Annotated in this window: 29 protein-coding genes and 4 pseudogenes; 9 read left to right on the top strand and 24 right to left on the bottom strand. The window is 56.7% G+C overall.

What is annotated here, in order from left to right:
• Positions 1 to 13 precede the first annotated feature (13 nt).
• On the bottom strand, positions 14 to 616 hold the full coding sequence (locus JCM13583_RS01340; protein WP_075056386.1) for a metalloprotease: 603 nt from the start codon (positions 614 to 616) through the stop codon (positions 14 to 16).
• Between the two features lie 173 nt (positions 617 to 789).
• Here JCM13583_RS01340 and JCM13583_RS13515 point away from each other — a divergent pair, with 173 nt between their 5' ends.
• A complete protein-coding gene (locus JCM13583_RS13515; RefSeq protein WP_171823327.1) occupies positions 790 to 942 on the top strand; it encodes a hypothetical protein in 153 nt (50 codons plus the stop codon).
• 298 nt (positions 943 to 1,240) lie between these two features.
• Here the strand turns inward: JCM13583_RS13515 and JCM13583_RS01335 are convergent, their stop codons facing one another.
• The 20 genes and pseudogenes from JCM13583_RS01335 to JCM13583_RS01270 form a co-directional block, all read right to left on the bottom strand.
• Positions 1,241 to 1,621 (bottom strand): hypothetical protein, encoded by a 381-nt coding sequence (locus JCM13583_RS01335; RefSeq protein WP_162509167.1) that lies wholly within the window; start codon positions 1,619 to 1,621, stop codon positions 1,241 to 1,243.
• Between the two features lie 109 nt (positions 1,622 to 1,730).
• On the bottom strand, positions 1,731 to 2,204 hold the full coding sequence (locus JCM13583_RS01330) for a hypothetical protein (protein ID WP_075056384.1): 474 nt from the start codon (positions 2,202 to 2,204) through the stop codon (positions 1,731 to 1,733).
• A gap of 32 nt (positions 2,205 to 2,236) precedes the next feature.
• Positions 2,237 to 2,377, bottom strand: coding sequence for a hypothetical protein (locus JCM13583_RS13510; protein WP_171823326.1), 141 nt, complete (start codon positions 2,375 to 2,377; stop codon positions 2,237 to 2,239).
• Positions 2,359 to 2,727, bottom strand: coding sequence for a hypothetical protein (locus JCM13583_RS11750; protein WP_162509166.1), 369 nt, complete (start codon positions 2,725 to 2,727; stop codon positions 2,359 to 2,361). Before JCM13583_RS11750 ends, JCM13583_RS13510 begins: the two co-directional genes overlap by 19 nt.
• Entirely contained in the window at positions 2,718 to 2,855 is a 138-nt protein-coding gene (locus tag JCM13583_RS13505) for a hypothetical protein (RefSeq protein WP_171823325.1), read from the bottom strand. The genes JCM13583_RS11750 and JCM13583_RS13505 overlap by 10 nt, the downstream gene beginning before the upstream one ends.
• A 17-nt stretch (positions 2,856 to 2,872) precedes the next feature.
• Positions 2,873 to 3,097, bottom strand: coding sequence for a hypothetical protein (locus tag JCM13583_RS01325; protein ID WP_075056383.1), 225 nt, complete (start codon positions 3,095 to 3,097; stop codon positions 2,873 to 2,875).
• Between the two features lie 153 nt (positions 3,098 to 3,250).
• Positions 3,251 to 3,601 carry a tetratricopeptide repeat protein gene (locus tag JCM13583_RS01320; protein WP_075056382.1) on the bottom strand — a complete coding sequence of 117 codons (351 nt, stop codon included), beginning with the start codon at positions 3,599 to 3,601 and terminating at the stop codon, positions 3,251 to 3,253.
• Positions 3,598 to 3,768 carry a hypothetical protein gene (locus JCM13583_RS13500; RefSeq protein WP_171823324.1) on the bottom strand — a complete coding sequence of 57 codons (171 nt, stop codon included), beginning with the start codon at positions 3,766 to 3,768 and terminating at the stop codon, positions 3,598 to 3,600. The genes JCM13583_RS01320 and JCM13583_RS13500 overlap by 4 nt, the downstream gene beginning before the upstream one ends.
• Positions 3,750 to 4,196, bottom strand: a complete 447-nt coding sequence (locus JCM13583_RS01315; RefSeq protein ID WP_162509165.1) for a hypothetical protein — start codon at positions 4,194 to 4,196, stop codon at positions 3,750 to 3,752. Before JCM13583_RS01315 ends, JCM13583_RS13500 begins: the two co-directional genes overlap by 19 nt.
• Positions 4,197 to 4,339: 143 nt before the next feature.
• Positions 4,340 to 4,510 carry a hypothetical protein gene (locus JCM13583_RS13495; RefSeq protein WP_171823323.1) on the bottom strand — a complete coding sequence of 57 codons (171 nt, stop codon included), beginning with the start codon at positions 4,508 to 4,510 and terminating at the stop codon, positions 4,340 to 4,342.
• A gap of 58 nt (positions 4,511 to 4,568) precedes the next feature.
• Positions 4,569 to 4,973 carry a type II secretion system F family protein gene (locus tag JCM13583_RS11745; RefSeq protein WP_162509164.1) on the bottom strand — a complete coding sequence of 135 codons (405 nt, stop codon included), beginning with the start codon at positions 4,971 to 4,973 and terminating at the stop codon, positions 4,569 to 4,571.
• Between the two features lie 70 nt (positions 4,974 to 5,043).
• Positions 5,044 to 6,012, bottom strand: coding sequence for a type II secretion system F family protein (locus tag JCM13583_RS11740; protein WP_162509163.1), 969 nt, complete (start codon positions 6,010 to 6,012; stop codon positions 5,044 to 5,046).
• A 6-nt stretch (positions 6,013 to 6,018) separates the two neighbouring features.
• A pseudogene (locus JCM13583_RS01305) lies at positions 6,019 to 7,658 on the bottom strand (type II/IV secretion system ATPase subunit).
• 9 nt (positions 7,659 to 7,667) lie between these two features.
• A pseudogene (locus tag JCM13583_RS01300) lies at positions 7,668 to 8,299 on the bottom strand (flagellar accessory protein FlaH).
• A gap of 50 nt (positions 8,300 to 8,349) precedes the next feature.
• Complete coding sequence (locus JCM13583_RS01295; RefSeq protein WP_075056380.1) at positions 8,350 to 8,799, bottom strand: hypothetical protein; 450 nt, start codon at positions 8,797 to 8,799, stop codon at positions 8,350 to 8,352.
• Between the two features lies 1 nt (position 8,800).
• Positions 8,801 to 9,157: a hypothetical protein gene (locus JCM13583_RS01290; RefSeq protein WP_075056379.1), complete on the bottom strand. Its 357-nt coding sequence runs from the start codon at positions 9,155 to 9,157 to the stop codon at positions 8,801 to 8,803.
• A gap of 51 nt (positions 9,158 to 9,208) precedes the next feature.
• Positions 9,209 to 9,901 (bottom strand): flagellar protein E, encoded by a 693-nt coding sequence (locus JCM13583_RS01285; protein ID WP_075056378.1) that lies wholly within the window; start codon positions 9,899 to 9,901, stop codon positions 9,209 to 9,211.
• Positions 9,891 to 10,226, bottom strand: a complete 336-nt coding sequence (locus JCM13583_RS01280; RefSeq protein WP_075056377.1) for a hypothetical protein — start codon at positions 10,224 to 10,226, stop codon at positions 9,891 to 9,893. The genes JCM13583_RS01285 and JCM13583_RS01280 overlap by 11 nt, the downstream gene beginning before the upstream one ends.
• A 179-nt stretch (positions 10,227 to 10,405) precedes the next feature.
• Positions 10,406 to 11,169, bottom strand: a pseudogene (locus JCM13583_RS01275) (flagellin).
• A 92-nt stretch (positions 11,170 to 11,261) separates the two neighbouring features.
• Positions 11,262 to 11,783, bottom strand: a pseudogene (locus tag JCM13583_RS01270) (gamma carbonic anhydrase family protein).
• Between the two features lie 238 nt (positions 11,784 to 12,021).
• On the opposite strand from JCM13583_RS01270, the gene JCM13583_RS01265 reads away from it, so the two are divergent.
• The 5 genes from JCM13583_RS01265 to JCM13583_RS01245 are packed head-to-tail and all read left to right on the top strand — an operon-like array spanning position 12,022 to position 13,972.
• The gene (locus tag JCM13583_RS01265) at positions 12,022 to 12,351 is read left to right on the top strand and encodes a ribbon-helix-helix protein, CopG family (protein WP_075056470.1); all 330 of its coding nucleotides are present in this window, start codon (positions 12,022 to 12,024) and stop codon (positions 12,349 to 12,351) included.
• Positions 12,352 to 12,371: 20 nt separating this feature from the next.
• The gene (locus JCM13583_RS01260; protein WP_075056376.1) at positions 12,372 to 12,716 is read left to right on the top strand and encodes a hypothetical protein; all 345 of its coding nucleotides are present in this window, start codon (positions 12,372 to 12,374) and stop codon (positions 12,714 to 12,716) included.
• Between the two features lie 44 nt (positions 12,717 to 12,760).
• Positions 12,761 to 13,561, top strand: coding sequence for a hypothetical protein (locus tag JCM13583_RS01255; RefSeq protein WP_075056375.1), 801 nt, complete (start codon positions 12,761 to 12,763; stop codon positions 13,559 to 13,561).
• A 4-nt stretch (positions 13,562 to 13,565) separates the two neighbouring features.
• Positions 13,566 to 13,766 (top strand): hypothetical protein, encoded by a 201-nt coding sequence (locus JCM13583_RS01250; protein ID WP_075056374.1) that lies wholly within the window; start codon positions 13,566 to 13,568, stop codon positions 13,764 to 13,766.
• Entirely contained in the window at positions 13,727 to 13,972 is a 246-nt protein-coding gene (locus tag JCM13583_RS01245; protein ID WP_162509162.1) for a hypothetical protein, read from the top strand. Before JCM13583_RS01250 ends, JCM13583_RS01245 begins: the two co-directional genes overlap by 40 nt.
• Here the strand turns inward: JCM13583_RS01245 and JCM13583_RS01240 are convergent.
• The 3 genes from JCM13583_RS01240 to JCM13583_RS01230 form a co-directional block, all read right to left on the bottom strand.
• The gene (locus tag JCM13583_RS01240; protein WP_162509161.1) at positions 13,962 to 14,339 is read right to left on the bottom strand and encodes a hypothetical protein; all 378 of its coding nucleotides are present in this window, start codon (positions 14,337 to 14,339) and stop codon (positions 13,962 to 13,964) included. The genes JCM13583_RS01245 and JCM13583_RS01240 overlap by 11 nt on opposite strands.
• The gene (locus tag JCM13583_RS01235) at positions 14,297 to 14,671 is read right to left on the bottom strand and encodes a hypothetical protein (RefSeq protein WP_075056371.1); all 375 of its coding nucleotides are present in this window, start codon (positions 14,669 to 14,671) and stop codon (positions 14,297 to 14,299) included. The genes JCM13583_RS01240 and JCM13583_RS01235 overlap by 43 nt, the downstream gene beginning before the upstream one ends.
• Positions 14,672 to 14,760: 89 nt before the next feature.
• The gene (locus JCM13583_RS01230; RefSeq protein ID WP_075056370.1) at positions 14,761 to 14,991 is read right to left on the bottom strand and encodes a winged helix-turn-helix transcriptional regulator; all 231 of its coding nucleotides are present in this window, start codon (positions 14,989 to 14,991) and stop codon (positions 14,761 to 14,763) included.
• A gap of 108 nt (positions 14,992 to 15,099) precedes the next feature.
• On the opposite strand from JCM13583_RS01230, the gene JCM13583_RS11735 reads away from it, so the two are divergent.
• Genes JCM13583_RS11735 through JCM13583_RS01215 form a run of 3 tightly spaced genes read left to right on the top strand, consistent with a single transcriptional unit; the run spans position 15,100 to position 17,259 of the window.
• Positions 15,100 to 15,468, top strand: a complete 369-nt coding sequence (locus tag JCM13583_RS11735; RefSeq protein ID WP_162509160.1) for a hypothetical protein — start codon at positions 15,100 to 15,102, stop codon at positions 15,466 to 15,468.
• Positions 15,440 to 15,817, top strand: coding sequence for a glycosyltransferase family 39 protein (locus tag JCM13583_RS01220; protein WP_162509159.1), 378 nt, complete (start codon positions 15,440 to 15,442; stop codon positions 15,815 to 15,817). The genes JCM13583_RS11735 and JCM13583_RS01220 overlap by 29 nt, the downstream gene beginning before the upstream one ends.
• A gap of 8 nt (positions 15,818 to 15,825) precedes the next feature.
• A complete protein-coding gene (locus tag JCM13583_RS01215) occupies positions 15,826 to 17,259 on the top strand; it encodes a hypothetical protein (protein WP_075056367.1) in 1,434 nt (477 codons plus the stop codon).
• Positions 17,260 to 17,494 lie beyond the last annotated feature (235 nt).

The raw sequence follows: 17,494 nt of genomic DNA, 5'->3' as shown, positions 1-17,494 counted from the left end.
CAGATATTTCCGGTCAGACGATCAAGATCAGGAACAGGATGAGGGCGATCGCAAGGGTGGCCCCCCCGAAGGCCCTTATGTCCCATGAGAGCACCTTCTGGCCGTCGAGCGGGGGTACCGGTATCATGTTGAACAGTGCGAACCACGCATTCAGCTCCGAAAGTTCCTGCAGGATAGGTGATACGATACCAGCGTGTCCGGCGAGCAGGTAAGCCATCAGGAACACCACAGACATGGCAATGTTTGCCCCCCCTGGCCCTGCCAGTGCCACCTTGCCCACCTGGTCCCGCCTGTATATGCCGCCAATGTTCACCGCTCCGGGCGCTGCGAAGATGATGCCAATGACTGATGTCACCAGGGCCAGGACAAGGCCAAGTGGCCAGAGCCTGAAATAAGCGATGCCACCGTAGCTCCTGGCGAAGTACCTGTGGGACATCTCGTGCAGGAGAAAGGCGGTAAGGGTGATCAGCAGGCTCTCCCCCAGGGCCAGGGCTGCAACGGCTGCGCTGAAGACACGTGATGACCTCACGATCACGATGAAAAAGGCCAGGGTGAGTCCCAGCACCGCTACTATGATGTCCTGGCGCTCCCTGCTGTACCTGTAGCTGTAATACATCAGCCCCCCCTTCCCCCCCCTCTCTGTACCTGAGTGCTAACTGACGCGGCCTCGGAGATCCCAACTCCCAGCTGCGCCGAGAGGTGGAGCGGTCCTGGCCTGCTGCAGCGGAGCCCGCAACCTGCTTTATGTAATAGTAAAGGTCCCTGGCCAGTTCTGGCTCCCTGAAGCCCATGGCCCTGAAGACCATGTATATCTCCAGGTCCCTTGAGGTCACCCCCCCACGGTACGCCTTCAGTATCCTGGGGATGATGTCTGCACTGACCCTCTCAAGCACATCCCTGCCGTACCTGGGGTGCGGGTCCCTGGGGTACAGGAACTCGTAGGCCCTGGAGACGCGCTCCTGGCTGAGGCCCAGCCTCTTCTGCGCCTCTGCCTCACCCATCCTCCTGCCCAGCTTTGCCTCAGCCTTCATTATCTCCGTCACATCTCCGAGGAGGTTCACCCTGGACTCCTCCGCCCTGATCTCCCTCTCAAGGAGGCTGCAGGCCTCAGGACCCAGCGCATCCCTGTTCCTCTCTATCAAAGCCCTGGCCCTCTGGAAGTCACCCCTCCTCAGGTGCGACCTCACCAGGTAGCCCAGGACAACCGGGTCCTGCAGTTCAGCGTCCCTGGAGAACATCTTTATGAGCTGGTCGTACTCCCCCGACTGGTACAGGAGCCTCGCCAGCTCGTCCCCCCCACCTGCCTCCTCTGGGCCGGCTCATCCAGGAGCGATAGCGTCTTGGTGAGCAGTGAGACCGCGGCACCTGAGTCACCTGCGGTCTCATAGCACGAGGCAAGCCTCCTGGCGTTGTCCACATCCCTGGGGGGGAAATTGCCCTGTATGTTCTCCAGTATCGATATGGCCTCCCTCATGTTCCCCCCCTCTTCCAGGTACTTCTGAGCGATGGCCTTGCCCAGGAAGGAGTACCCGCCCTGCCTGTATATATCTATTAGGGCGGACCTGACCTCCTGGTTCTTCCACAGGACCCTGATGAGGTAGAGGAGCCACTCCCGCTCCACTGGGCTCACCTTACCGAGGGAGTGGAGGGCGCGCAGTATCCCAGGCACGTCCCCCCCTTCTTGTAGAGCATCTTTATCTTCAGTATTCCCGGCTCCTCCATCTTCCTGATTATGGCATCCGCTCCTCAAGGTGCCCTGTCTCGATGAGCGTGTCTGCATAATTGCGTATCTTGTCAGGCTGCACACCGAGCGTTATCGCTTCCCTATAGCTGAGCAGTGCCTTCCTGAAGTCCCCCCCCAGGGCGTAATATGCGTCGCCCAGGGCAAGGCTGGTCTCAGGGTCGTGGGGGGGCCTCTGCTCAAGGTCATCGAGGGCCTCCATGAGCTCCGTGTTCAGACCGGCACTCATGCAGGCCCTGCATGCAGCCCTGACGTCCTCAGATACTGTTTCGGCATCCCTCAGAACGCCCAGTGCCAGCCTGCATACCACGCTCGCCCCCCCGGCGTCCGTGCAGTCCCTCCTTATCCTCTCAACCCAGATGTTCTTCACCCCCCCTGCCTTCTCCGCCTCCGCAAGCACATCCCCCCCGGCGAGCCCCCCCTCCATCCTGAGGCAGGCCCTGTGGAGCACAGACCAGTCCACGTGCGCGAGGAACCCGCGCTCTGATGCTGCCCTTACTGCTGCGATGACCTCCCTGGGCTTTCCCAGGCCACCGCTATGCCTATCTGCGTCTCGTGCGAGTAGACGGTCCCCCCCAGCCTCTCCATCGACTTCCTGTTGACCTTATCCGATCCATCTAGGTCACCCTTGAGCATGAGCGCCCTAGCCACCACGGCCATGTACCAGGGGGTCGGAGTAGTTCTTCTCTGGCTCCCTCTCCAGTATGCCCAGCGCCAGGTCCCACCTGCCCTGCCTTATGGCGAACCTGGATACGGGGGTACATAAACTCCCGGGTGTCCGCCAAGTCGTGGCCTTCGCCCATGGACTGTATGGATGAGAGGTTCTCCAAGAGTGCCTGGATCCTCCTGTACCTGTTTCCCAGTTGCTCCCTTGCACCGGCTGGCAGCTTCCCTGACCTGAACGCATCCGTGGACTCTATGGAGAGCCAGACGAGCGCCTCAGAGCCGTAATGTGAGTAAGCCTCCACGCCACCCTTCAGCGCCACCTCCCCCCCCTCAGTGCATCGAGTACCTTCTTCACCAGTTCCCTCCTCTCAGACCTTATTCCCTTGAGGAGCGACAGGAGGTGGCCCACAGACTCCTCATCCCGGACAGAGAAGAATATGGCGTCCATGCACAGGGGGGGGTCGGTTATGAACTCCTTCTCAGGCTGTCCGGATAGACCTCAGTTGCCCTGCCTGACCTGATGAGGGAGGCCAGGTAGTAGTTCCCGAGCTTTCGAAGTGCAGCTTCGCCTGACCTCCTGATGGTCTCCATCACCTTGCTGTACTCACCATTGGAGTACAGGACACTCACCGCGAATTCCAGGGCACCGCTGTCTGAGGGGGGGTCTTGCTCCAGGATCTGCTGGGCCACAGAGAGCGCCTCTGCAGTCCTCCCCCAGTGTCTTATCTATCTCCAGCCTCTCCCGTAGGAAGCTGACCTTCTGCCCGTACCTCTCGATGGCCCTGTTTATTATGGAGAGGCATGAACCGTAGTCTGCTATCCTCTTGCACGCCTGTATAGCCATTATGAAGTCTTCCTCTGTGGCCCTTCCCCCCCCGATATTATGGTGTTCAGGCACCTGTACGCTTCCTCCGGCTTGCCGGCTGTCAGAGAGAGGGATGCGTAAAGCCTCCTGGTCTCGTCATCTGTTTCCTGTGACTGCACCACCTCCCTCAGCACCTGCAGTGCCTCCTGGCCCTGGCCAAGGGCAGACAGTATCCTTGCCCGGAGCACGGTTTCTCCCGGAGACCTGCCAGCCATGGCAAGTGCCTTTAGTGCCCTGTCGTTCAGTCCGTACCTGTGCATCAGCTCCGCAGCCCTCAGTGCCATCTCGCCGTCCACGAGCCTGCTGATGTCGACCCTTGACAGTGTCATGGTGATGTCGTTGATCCGGCCTGTGACGCCAGCCTCTCCAGGTATTTGTCCAGGATCCAGTATTTCCCCTGGCCAACGGCTAGGTGCATCACATACTCCGCCTGCCTGTCCAGGCCCCCCCTGGCAGAGAGCTCCGAGATCAGTGCGTTCACCGTCTCTCTGTCCATGGACATAAGGCACCCTCGATGAAGATGACCGGATACATCCCACGGGCCAGGGCTATGACCAGAACCCTCCTGAGGTCCGGGATCTGCCCGGCGTGCTCAGCGGCCTCCTTCTCTGCATCCGGGTCCTCTAGCACCTCTGGGTGTTCCCTCAGAACTGAGGACGCGAGTTCGGCGTTCCCAGACCTAAGGGCAGATATGAAGAGATATGGCCTGGCTGCCCCCCCGCCCTGGTCCCCCCCATCGGCGAGGATCCTGCCGGCCTCAACATCGTAAATGTTCATGGCCTTCAGTTCACGGAGCAGGCGCCCTGCATCCCCACCGGAAGAGCAGATCTCCCCCCCAGTCTCCTCTCTGCCTCGCTGTCCAGAAGCCCCCCCCTTGACCTGAGAGCCCCCCCAGGAGCCTGAAGCATGCATCCGTGTTGCCATTACCCTCAGAGGGGTCGGACATCCCTCCAGTACCTCACCGTAAATATATTACCTTTAGGCATGGAGTGGTGCCTTAAGGTCCCCCCCAGAGAGCAGCAGTGGCTTCCGAGCACTGACTGAGAGCCACCCAATGGCCTAGTGGCCTAAATCCCGGTGCCTAGGATCAGCCTCGTTATTATCAGGGTGCCGTAGACTATGAACGATATCATCCAGGTCATGAAGACCCCGTGGTGGAGGCCGTGTATCATCTTCCCACCATCAGACACCTTCAGGGCTATGCCTGCTATGAACGAGTGGACTATGAGCATTGCCATCAGGAAGACCTGGATGGTGAGCAGTGCTGCTGTGGGCTGGCCTATGAATATGCCGAAGTCAGATATCTCCGATGGGGGGGAATGTCCTGAAGACCTGGTTTATGATCTCCAGGACACCGTAGGATATGGCAAGGGAGAAGGCCAGGCCCCCCCCGGTTATCCCGTAGATCACGCCCACAAAGCTCGTGACCGAGGAGTGCCTCCTCTTCCTGAGCCTCACAACCCTGTCGAAGTTGTTTGCAACTATGTTGCCCGACTTCCCAGCGTCTGCGCCCAGCTCAACGCTCTCCACATATGATTCCGAGAAGACCTCTATCAGGTGCGAGCCTGTGTCCGCGGAGAATGCGCGCCAGGCCTGCACCGGGTTTATCCTGTACCTGAGCCTCTTGTACAGGTTCCTGACGTCCCTGGTCAGCGTGCCGAAGTCGTGCATCACTATAGATTTGAGGGCATCTATGACCATGTTCCCCCCCTGGCTGCAGCAGAGCCGGAGAGCGACCTTATGAAGCTGCCGAACATCTCGTCCTTCTTCGCTATCTCCCTCTCGTACCTCGAGCCAACCATGCCGGGCCAGGCCAGCGGGTGATGACCATTGCTACAGAGAAGTAAAATGGTATCCTGTAGACCAGCCTTGTGGCAAAGAGCACCGCCAGTATGGCCACACAGGCTGCCCCTGCCATCATCAGGATCCTCCTCATGTGATCCTGTACCTCTGTCCTGAGGCCGGTGTCGTGCCATATGGGGTCATTTGGGAGCACTATCTTTATGCCGTACATCAATACGGCTTCCCCCCCCAGGATTATGGCCAGGAAGCTGAGGGCGAAAACGACAGTGACGTTCATCGGGATAAGCACGGGCATTATCATGACGAAGGCCACGAGGAATGCAAAGGAGAGGAGCATTGACACGTACATGTCCTTGTAGAGGTCGAAGGTGTAGAGGGCCGAGATGTACGCTGTCTCGAAGTTACTCATCACTGTGTCCGATTCGTTCAAAATGAATTCCTGGAAGTCCTGGCCGCTGTCTATGGCATGGCCGAACCTGGCCAGGAAGTCCGCGAAGACCTCGCTTGGCGTCCTGGAAGCGAGGAGCATGGCTGCCTCGGACAGGCCCCCCCTCTTCCACCTCTTCACCAGGTTCACAAGCCTCGCCAGGTCCTCCCTTATGTACCCTATCTTGTCCTTCCTGGACAATATCTCTAGGAGGTCGACTCTGTTTGCATCGGACGTTGAGAGGGTTGCGAAGGCTGTGATGAACAGGGGTATGTTCGAGTTTATGTTTGTCCTCCTCTCGTCCCTCGCTATGACCGGCCTGAGTATCAGGAAAAGGGCAGAGGCCCCCCCACCAGCACCAGCGACCGCCACGTAGGCGTACCTGCCCGTCTCAAAGTACAGGGGGGGCATGAATATCCCAAAGACCAGGAAAGAGGAGAGAATCAGGATCACGTCACGCCTGCCGAACTCGATGCCCTGGAACAGCCTGAGCCTCTTTGCCTCAATCAAGCATCATCACCCGAACAGCGGGAGAGCGCTCTCTCCCTTGAGGTAGAACGTCTTGATCATCTCGAAAACCTGGAAGTAAGAGGTTATGCCTGCCTTGGCCATGGCATTTATTATCCTGGCCCTCTTGAAGAGCTCCTCGTAGATCATCTTCGGGTCCGGCATTCCGGCTGTGGCCGCAATCCTCTTCTCCAGGATGTAGGAGTTGTTCATCCCCCCCTGAAGATATGCTGGTCCGTGGTGGGGTCCCACTGGAAGACCGCCTTGGTGGAGACGCCGCCAAGTTCCTCGAAGTACCCCCCCTCTATCTCGTTTATGCTGGTCGTCCTCCTGAGGAACTTCCCCCCCCTGACATAGACTGCCTGCTGTATGAGCGCTATGTTCAGGTTGTCCATGAAAGTGACAGGTATGTTGATCGGGTTGCCGGTGAACCTCTGGATCATCTTCCTGACAGAGGCGGCATGGAACGTGGAAATTACAGGGTGCCCGGTCTGCATGGCCTGGAAGGCCATGGCGCCCTCTGCGCCCCCCCTGATCTCGCCCACTATGATATAGTTGGGCCTGGACCTCAGTGCTGTCCTGAGGAGGTCGTAGAGGGTCACCCTGCTCTCCTCCGACCCCCCCTCTCCCTGGTAACGAGCTGCTGCCACGCCGGGTGAGGCGCCCTTATCTCCGGCGTGTCCTCCGCGCTGAATATCTTGGCCTCTGGCCTTATGAAAGGTATGATGGCGTTGACCACGGTTGTCTTCCCGCTGGCGGTCTCGCCGCAGACGAACACGCTCTGCCCGTATTCAAGTGCCAGCCAGAGGTAAGCAGCCTCCTCCGCGGACAAGGTGTTGAACTTCACTAGCTGAACTATGCTTATCGGTATGTCCGCGAACTTCCTGATGGTGAAGCTCGGGCCCTTGGCGGATATGTCCGTGCTGTAGACTATCGACAGCCTTGAGCCGTCAGGGAGGGTCGCGTCCACTATCGGAGTCTTGTCACTTACCGGCCTGCCCACCCTCTCGCTGAGCCTCTTGCTGTACATTGAGAGGCGGTCGTTGTCGCCGAAGGAAATGGTTGTCCTCATGGAGCCGAATATCTTGTGCACTATGAACACGTCGTTGGCCCCCCCTATGCCACTTATGTCTTCTATGTGCGTATCCCTTATGAGGGGCTCTATGGTCCAAGGCCTATTATGTCCCTCTTCAGGTTGTAGAGCAGCCTGTTGTAGAGGTCAGGGGGGGTTACCGTGACAGACCTCCCCTTCACCCTGTTGGCGCTGCCCTGTGTGACGACCCTCCTGTATATTTCCTCCAGGTTCTTCTCCAGCTGCTCATCGTTCTCAGGTGGAGGGTAATCTGCTGCGTAGCCAAGGATTATTTCGAGCACCCTGTCCATTATCTCAAGCTCTTCCGGCCTCATTGTGGGCTCCACCGGCGTGTAGATGAGGCGTCGTTCTCTGGGTGGACGTGTATGAATATCGGGTCGCCCACCGGGTAGATTATATCGATAACGGTGAGTTCCTTAAGCTGGGATGTTGGGACTGGCACAAAGGTGGGCGTCCTCTGCCTCTCCATCCTGTACCTGGAGAGGTACTCCCCCCCGAGGTGCGGGTTCCTGGAGATCGCCACCTCCAGAGTGTCAGATACCACCGTCTCAGCCATGCATTCACCTCACGATACGCTCGTTATCTCAACAATGAACCCCCCCTGCCGGGCTCGATCCTGAAGGGTATGTTCTGCTGGAAGTTCTTGGACACCATGGGGGGGTACTTGCTCAGCTCCATCGAGTGCTTCCTCTCGCCCGCCAGTTCCTTCGAACGGAGCTGTATAACTGTGGTGGAGAGCTCGCTTATCTTCATAAGCTCGTCCTGCCCCAGCTCCTCCGGGTTCATCGTCACTATGACGAGGCGGCCCTCCGAGAACTTCCTCAGCTTCATATAATAATTAATGGCGTCAAAGTCCCGGAATATGTTCCTGTTCATCGAATCGATTACCAGCACCTTCTTGTCCTTTATGGTGTCGTTGTTCAGGAGGTCATCCAGGCTGGCCTTCCTGCTCTTCCTGAGTATGAAGACCGCGGGTATGTAGTGCATTATTCCAGAGAGTATCTCGTTGAACAGGGGATAGCCAAGGGAATCGCACTCCGAGACGAATTCCCTGACCGGGAGCTGGCTAGACACATACGCAATGGTTGCGCCGTTCTTTATCAGGCCGTAGACCAGGCGGAGGGATACGACAGTCTTGCCCTCGCCGTTGCCTCCCAGTATCGTGACTATCTGGCCAAGGTAAAGGCCTCCGCCCATCCTCCTGTCCAGCTCGTCCCCCCCGGTATCGAGATACTCAGGAACAACGCTCACACCTCGAACTCAAGCTCCTGCGAGTTCCCCGTGCTGAGCGTCACCGATAGCGTGTAGTAGCCCGGGGGGATAGGCTCAGGTGGACCGTTATCTCCCCCCCCACCTGGCCTGGCGCCAGGTACCCGCTGGGGCGAAGAAAAGGTGACCTCGCTTCCGGTGAGAAGGGTGCCGTTAAGGACAACGCTCACCGTGGTGTTCGTGAAGTAGAACTGTGTCGAGCCTGTGTTCTTTATGTAGAAGACATAGCCGTTATCATAGGGTATCATGTCAGGCTGGTTTATTATCTCGAAACTTGTCCCTATGGCACCGGCTGTGTTCCTGGACGATTCCTGTATGCTGCTTGTTATGTGAAAGGTCTGTGCCCCCCCAAGGACACCGACCACGGATGCCGAGATTATGAGCGTTGCGATGAAGAATATGAGTTCCGATGTCGCTGCTGATGCCATTTCATTCCACCTCCCCCCCGTAAATTGAATACCCATCCTGCGCCACCAACTCGTATGTGAATGGCACGGATGGCGCGTCGAATGTGATGTGCCCCCTGCCCTGCGGGAACAGGTAGGGGGCGCTGAACGTGAAATTCACAACCGTCCCGTTAACGAGGAGCGTGCTCTCACCAAGCGCCACAGTCACGCTCCCTGTGTTGGTCAGGTTCATTGTGACCTGGTAAGCGGAACCGTTTTGCCTGACCTCGTAGGATGTGACGTTGAGCGCCGTTTCCACCTCCTCAGTTATGTGTTCTATTTCCCTCTGCTGGGCCTCCCTTATCTGCAGTTCGGCCTGCAGGTTAGCGTTGTAGACCATGCCAAAAAAATGAGGGAAGAGCTGAGCAAAATAGCCACAGCCACCACGTAACTAAATCCCATACAGCTCGTCGACTCCCTTCTTAAGCATCCTGAATTCCCTCTCTAGCGATTCTATGAGGTCCCTTGTTATCTCGCCGCCGTTGAGCTTCTCTATGAAGAGCATGGTGATGATGTGGTCCTGTATCGTCGGCTTCACCTTGAACTCCTGTTCAGGCGTTATCATCCCGGTCATCTTGGTGAAGCGCATCATCTGCTCCTTCACCTGCGCCGAGATCCAGCCTATGCTCTCGTAGTAGTCCAGGACATCCATTGTGTTTTCAGGACCGTAGTTGTCAAGAAGGAACTCGAGCCAGCGGAGTGCAACCATGACAGAGATCACGTCATCTCCAATTGCCTCCAGCTTCGCCTTCTTGTGCTGCTTCCAGGGATACCGGTTCCTCTGCTGTTCATCTCCCTCCTGTTCAGGCTTCTGCTGTCCCTGGCCTTGTCCAGCAGATAGCATTCTCTCCATGTTCGATATTTCCTTGAAGAGGGTGTCAACTTTGCCTAGCAGGGAGTTTTCCTTGCTCTGGGCGTACCTCTGCTGCAGGTTGTTGAACAGCGTCTCTATGTCTGACTTGGAGAACTTCGTCGGTGAGTTTATGATCTTTTGCCTCAGCTCCTCCAGTACGAACTTCGGTATGGACTTATCCGCAGAGTCTATCTTGCTCTGCAGGAAACCCTTGAGTGAATCATTGATCATCCTTGCTTCCCTCCCTTTCCACGTCCGAGATTATCGAATCTATATCAGGAGTGCCGTAAAGTTCTCTGAGGTCCGATATAGCGGATGAGACCAGCTTTCCCAGCTCCTCTATGTCCTCCTTCAGGGAATCCGTTATCTGCTTGATCTCCTCGGGTGTTGTGTCCATGAAGGGGTTAAATTCCTTGGACACCATCTCGTAGAGTGAGACAACGAGCCTCACGTTCTCCCTGATCGTGTCAAGATCCGTTTTCATCTCGGACATGCTCCTTTTGAGGCTTTCCAGTCCCATGTTAAGCTTGTTAATGTCGTTCTCCAGCGCTGTCATCTTCTGCGTGACGCCGTCGATGAACTTCGTGTCAAATGACTGTGGGGGTTGCGGCTGAACCCCCCCTGCTGCGCAACGGGCTGCGGGTTAGTTACGTTCACTGTGGTCTCTTTCTTCCTCCTGCCCACGATGTTGTCCAAGAGACCCATTGTTCTCACTGCCTCACCATGTGATACTGCTTATTGAAGCTGTACCACTCTCGTTGTGTAGGCCAGAGGAGCAGTGAAGTCTATCACTCCAGGTGAGCCAACGGTCGGGTTCACGCTTCCCGTCACGGTAGTACCCTGGGATATGCCAGTACCGAAGACAGCGGTCACGTTAACCAGCAGGGCAACCTCCCCCCCACCGGCGGTGAGCACCGGGTACTTGCCCGTCATTGAGTGGTTCGGGTCGAGCAGGTCCAGTATGGCGAAGTGGTCAGTGCTGTTCGCCAGTGTATCGTTGTACTGTGCTGTGTTCTTTGTATACTGTCCGGCGTTTATCGTGCTGAAGTAGGAATTGTCAAACACGTTCTGCGTTCCGCCGGTTGCGACGTTGAATCCGCTGGGCCCTATGTACCTGAGAGAGGCGGAGTACCCGTTGTAGACTAGGTCAAGGGTCACATTGGCCAGGTTTATGCCGCTGCTCCCGGAGTTCGGTACAATGTATATGGCTATCCACATGACCGTGCCGGCCTCAGGTCCGATGCGTTGCTGTCCAGGCCTGCTATCGACTGCACTGACAGGCCGGAGGCCACCTGCTTCTGTGTCGCACTGCCTGTGCTCTGTGCCGCCTGCTGCAGCGATCCAGCGGTGTGGATCAGCACAGTGGCGGCCACTGCGGCTACCAGCACCATGGCTATAAAAACAATCAGGGTGCCGATACCCGTCTCCGCTTTGCTGTCGCTCTTGAGGCTAAAAACCCTCTGGAGGGCCTTTACACCTCTACGTATGGCTCTATTCATTAGACACCTCAGCCACACGTAGCCCCCCCCGAATCCTTATATTGGTTTTTTGCACAACATGATATCTGATCCTGTGTAGGTATGAGTGCACCTCACCTCAGGTCCAGGCCCCCCCTGACCCTCTGGATCGAGCCAGATATGTAGCGGTCCCGCAGGGCCATGTAGGTCTGGGCATTCCTCCTGGCGTACTCCCTGAACTTCCCGTCCACCCTCTTCACAGTTGCTGGGACGCCTGCAACCAGCGAGTTCTCCGGCGCCTCGAACCCCCCCTCTGTGACAACGGCACCGGCCGCAACAACAGAGCCACTCCCAATCTTTGAGCCGTTGAGGAGTATTGCACCCATCCCTACAATCACCTCATCACCCACATTGGATCCGTGGACTATTGCGTTGTGCCCCCCACAGAGACCATCTGACCGATGGTCGTGGGAAAGTGCTCGTCCGCATGTATGACCGCATTGTCCTGGATGTTCGAGTTCTTCCCAACCTTTATGGTGGCCTGGTCCCCCCCTGATCACGACGTGGTCGAATATGGCGACCCCGTCCTCGATCTGCACATCCCCTATCAGCACCGCGGTGTCCATCACCATTGTGTTCCTGCCCAGGGTAACCATGGTGACTGCACCCCTTTATCGGTAATAAAATGATCCAGCGCGAAATATACAGAAATATATATTTTTCTCTCCGGGCAAGGCAATCAGCGGACGCCGTGTGAAAGCACTGCAGAAAATAAGAATCTGAATCCCTGCATAGAAACGTTTATTAATCGATACAAAATTGTCAGACACATGTTAGCTGACCCTCAGACTGCCAGTAACCTTGCCTGGAAAATGAATGGAGGTACTCAGTTTCATGTCAGTTCCATATAGAATTACCGTCAGGATATCTGAGAAGACCATGGAAAAGCTGGAGGAGATGGTCGAAAGCTTCCAGTATGAGAGTATCTCGGACATAATAAGAAGGGCCATAGACGAGTTCGTTGAGAGGCACCACAGCAGCGGACCAGTGAGCCGTGTTGACGTCCTCATACCCAGGAAAATACTAGAGGACCTGGAGCGTGACGTGTCACAGGGCACGGCCATATCCATAGAGGATCTCATAAGGCTGATCCTGAGGGACTACACTGCCAGCAGGATAAACAGGGAGCTTGGCCAGCTCTCCGACCAGAAGAATTTAAAATGATTCTGCTGTTAACCTGAACAATGGTCGTGATCAGGGCGAGCGGGGGGGAAGAGATTCTCAATACCCTCGGCGAAGAGGGGGGGGCCTCGCTCATAGAGAAGTTTGCCTCAGTTATCGGTTACTCTGTTGAGGCTGATGCGGAAGGGCTGAGGGTGGAGTTCAACCCCCCCGACAGGCCAGACCTTTTCTCACTGCCAACCCTGGCCAGGGCAATACGCACATACCATGGGGGGGACGATGCTGAATACAAGGTCGTGGATGGGCATGTAACGGTGTATGTTGACAGAAGCGTGGCGCCATACAGGGGTAACTTCGCCTGCTTCGTGGCAAGAGGGAATCCAATAGGAGGAAACCTGAGGGCCTGATAGACTACCAGGAGCGACTGCACGAGAGCATTGGCAAGGACAGGGTGAAGGCGGCCATAGGCCTTCACGACCTCTCCAAGGTGAGCCCGCCCTTCACGTACAGGGGGCTTCGGCCCGATGAGACAGTTTTCACGACCTACGACGGATCGGTTACAGGAACCCCGGAGAGTGTGGTGAGGGAGCACGAGAAGGGCCGGCAGTACGGTGGGCTGCTCCCACCTGGAGTCTACCTGGGCATAGTGGACAGCACGGGCGGGATCCTGTCCCTGCCACCCATGGTCAACGGATCAAAGAGCAGGGTGGATGAGGGGGGGACCAGGGAGTTCTTCATTGATATCACGGGAACTGAGGATAAGGCCGTCAAGGACGCGATGCACCTCCTGGCATTCTTCTTCCTCTCGCTCGGCTACTCCCTGGAGAGATGCAAGGTCAGTGGCGGGTCAAGCCTCGCCGGCAGCTTCAGGGAGATGGAGGTGAGTGGCAGGGAGGTAAAGAGGATAATAGGCACAGAGGTGAATGGGGGGGTCTGCGGCCTCCTCAGGAGGTTCGGGTACAGGTGCGAGGAGCACGGGAATTCAGCCCAGGTGGGTGTCCCTCCCTGGAGGGTTGATGTGATGGGGGGGCCCGTGGACATAATAGAGGACGTAGCGAAGTCCATGGGTTACGACAGCGTGCCTGAGACCGTGATCATGACAGGCCACTTCGGGAACCCGCAGCCCCCCCAGGCCATGGACGACAGGATGTTGAGGGAGCTCATGGTATCCCTGGGCTACCAGGAGGTCATGACCTTCGTGGTCACATCGCAGTCACTGTACTCCGGGAGGAGTTACAGGGGGAGGTGTTGAGGTCGTGAACCCCCCCAAGAGCCTGGACTTCTCTGTGGTCAGGGATAGGATCTACCTCAACCTCCTTGACTTTGTGTCGAGAAACAGGAGGTACGGGTTCCCGCAGAAGCTGTTCGAGATAGGTGACGTGGTCGTAGGGGTAGGCAGGAGCACAGGCTCTCGTGCGTGGCGGTCGACACAAAGGGTGCTTTCAGCGAGGTCATGAGGGCCTACGAGGTAATAAGGGACCGGTTCCTGGGAGGCACAGCGAGGATAAGGGAAAGGGAAGTTGAGGATATGATACCGGGGAGGAGCGGCTCTGTCAGGATCGGAGACCTGGAGATAGGCCTGATAGGCGAGGTGCACCCTGAAACGCTGGATGGTTTCCAGATACAGTACCCCCCCGCGGCGGTGCTGGAGATCAGATTCTGATGATCGAATCCGTAATCATGTCCCTGCCAATGGGCACGCCAGTGTAGGCCATGTAAGAGAATATCTGTTCCATATCGATTTCCTTCAGGAACCTGTAGGATGCCAGCGACCTTAAGAGTGTCCGTTCGTCCACACCGGTGTCACGCCTCATCCTCGACAGGACACTTGCAGCGAACCGCTCACCCGCCTGTGCCTGAAAGTCCCTGTAGATCTCCTTTATCCTTCTCAGGACGTTCATGTGACCTTTCGTGAACTCCCGCTGGACGGAGAGGACACAGCAGGGGGGGTAACTGTCCAGTATGTCAGAGAACCTGGCCACCTCCCTCACGCCTGGCCTGGAGAGGGCAACTGTCCGGTAGGCTCCCATATTGCTATGTAACGGGCACTGCCACCTGTAAAGCCCTGCAGAGCCTCCACTGGTGATGAGAAGGAGACCATCTCCAGCCTCTGTGCCACGGAATATGCCCTCGCGAGCACCATCATTGAAGACATCTCGGACGTGGCCAGCCTCCACTGGGGCGACGAGGTGTTCTCCAGTACTGACGCACCCCCCCCAGTGGCCACGGGCATGAGGATCCTTGTCTGTGATGTGACCACAGCGACCAGGAACTGCGTCACTGTGGGTGCAAGGCCCATTTCCAGTGCGCCCCCCCTGGAGACGTCCATGGAGATCTCTATCGGCGAATCGTATACCCTCATGCTGAAGGCCGTGCCTGTGTCCCGCGCAACCTCCCATATGGCGGAAAGGATCGGTATGTACTCCGAGGATCTCAGATAGCCGACACGTATTATTGGCTTCTCTGCATTGGGCTCGAAGCCTTTGAGCCATACCCTCTTCTTTTTACCCCCCCCGTTGTCTGCCTTACGATGCGGCCCTCCCTCTCAAGTGATGTGAGTATTTCCGATAGCCTGGACTTAGAATAGCCTGTCCTGCCCTGAAGCTCGCTCTGATCGATACCCCTCTCCTCGGCCTGCCTGAGCATGAGGAGTATTGCCTTCCTGGGGGGGTCCTGCTGCACCTGCAAGCATCAGGAGATCTGATATTATGGTTTCTCCTGCGATTCTCCCAATGTTTGCCGCCACTCCCTGTCACTTTTTTATATACCAATTGCATTAGTGCTCTCCGGGTGCCTATGGATCAAAGTAATCGGGCTGAAGTCAGACAAGCTGAAAGGGGGGGAGGCCCGAGTGTCAGGACTGAAATCACAGTTGTAACCATACTGGTCGCATTCTACATTTTCATAGCGACATACTTCGCGTGGCCGTACGCTTCCACATACCCAGTCTTGAGCACTTCGGGAGGGAGCGACCCCTACTACAACTGGAGGATAATAGAGTACATACTTGCCTACCACAAGCAGCTTGTCTATGACCTGGCCCTCAACTACCCTGTGGGCAGCATAAACCCGAGGAACCCGTTCTTCCACTGGTTCGTGGCAGTTACGGGAATACTGCTGGCACCCTTCCTTGGGGGGCGCTACCCATGCGGCCTTTGACGTGTTCCAGGAGTTCGATGCGGTCTTCGGTGCGCTCCTGATAATACCGGTGTACCTGATCACAAGGGAGCTATTCGGCAAGAAGGCTGCCATGATAGCTGCCGTCCTCTATACCCTGATGCCGAGCAACCTGTCCGCCGGGATAGCCTCCGGTGGGAGGATGCACACGCCGGAGCTCCTATTCGCCATGATGACGATATACTACTTCCTGAAGACCGTCAAGCTGTCAAAGGACAGGGTCATAATAGAGAGGCTTTCGGACTTCAGGTCCTACAGGTCCTCAATAATGTCCTTCGTCAGGGAGAACAGGCTGCCATTCGTTTACTCGCTCCTTGCAGGTGCTCCTTAGGCGCACTCATGCTATCGTGGCAGGGCTACGCCTACATAGAGGTCATTGTCCTGATCTACGTCGGTGCGCAGTACATCATAAACATGGTACTGAGGAGGCCAACTGGCTACCTTACCCTTTACACAGTTGTCTTCTACGTTCTCGCCTTCGCCATGGGTGCTTACTACTATATAAGGCTTGGCGAGGGCCCGTCATGGTTCTACCCGGAGGTGGTGATGGGCCTCATGGTTATAGCCTTCGGCATAGTGGTGAACATATTCGGCCGGAGGCCGTGGCTCATCACCATACCGTCCATTGTCATAATATCCGTCCTTGGCGTCATAGGCCTCAGCTTTGTTGACCCTGCAGTGCTCCACGCCCTCATAACCGGCGAGGGGGGGTACTTTGTGAAGAACAGGGTTTATGAAACGATTGCTGAGGCACAGGCACCACCGCTCGGCGAGTACATAAGCGGCTTCGGTGTTGCACAGTTCCTACTTGGCCTTGCTGGCCTCGTGATGGTGATCTACAGGTTCATAAAGGAGAGGACTGATGCGCTCCTCTACCTGCTCGTCTTCTCCCTGGTTTCAATATACATGAGTTTCGAGGCAGCAAGGTTCAACATCACAGCCGCGCCCGCATACGCCATCCTCGATGGCCTGATCCTGATCTACTTCGCGGATGCAGTCAGGATGAGCGATGTGAAGCGCCGCCGCCCGGCTTCAGAGCAGGGTGTGGCGAAGTCCATAAAGGGGAACATTGGCTGGCTGCAGGCTGTGTTCGCGTTCATCGTTGTTATAGGCATAATCATCCCGTCCGGGATGGCCGTGGTTTCGGCCGCCGTCCCTGCGAACTCGGCATCTCACATAAACAGTGAGATATACAGCGAGCTCCCGGCGTTCCTGAGGCCAGTGAATAACAGCACGGCATCGTCCTACTTCGTTGGTGGCTACGGGTTCGGCATAGAGAACAAGACGCAGCCACTCACAGAATCGATGCTCTGGCTGGCAACGCAGAACACCAACGTCCCGCTTGACCAGAGGCCAGGCTACCTCTCATGGTGGGACTACGGGTTCCAGGAGATACAGCAGGGCCAGCACCCAGCAGTGGCAGACGACTTCCAGCAGGGGGGGTACCAGGTCGCAGGTCAGGTATTGCTTGCGCAGAACCAGAGCCAGATAATAGCGCTCCTGATATCAAGGGTGCTGCAGGGCAACTGGCAGGATAACGGCGGGAACTTCAGCGCCCCTGTATGGCACACCCTGGACTCTTTGCTCGGGGGGGCCCAGGAGGCCATGAAGATATATGATGTATCCAGAGACTCCAACGCTTACATAAGTGTGGTGCTGTCGGATCCGTCCGTTTACGGCAACTTCTCCAGTGCTCTGACGGGTGCAAACGCTTACTACGCCTATGTTAAAGGGCAGCTGGCCAGCAAGTACCCCCATATCGACCCTCGTTGACCTTTACCAGGATCTGTACTCTGAGACCGGCTTCTTCATACAGTACATACAGATAGACCACAACCTCTTCCCGTTCTCAGGCGTTTCACCTGGCATCTTCTATGCGCCGGCTTACCTTACAGATACACCGTCCTACACAGCGTATGGCGAGATAGTGCCCGAGGAATACTACAACGTGCAGGTCATAACCTCAAACGGCACCTACAACCTCAGTAACCTGCCACCCGGAGTGACA

Source organism: Thermogymnomonas acidicola JCM 13583, from assembly GCF_001316105.1.
GTDB lineage: Archaea > Thermoplasmatota > Thermoplasmata > Thermoplasmatales > Thermoplasmataceae > Thermogymnomonas > Thermogymnomonas acidicola.
The sequence above is the reverse complement of the archived record's forward strand: the minus strand, read 5'-3'. Positions and strand labels throughout refer to the sequence as shown.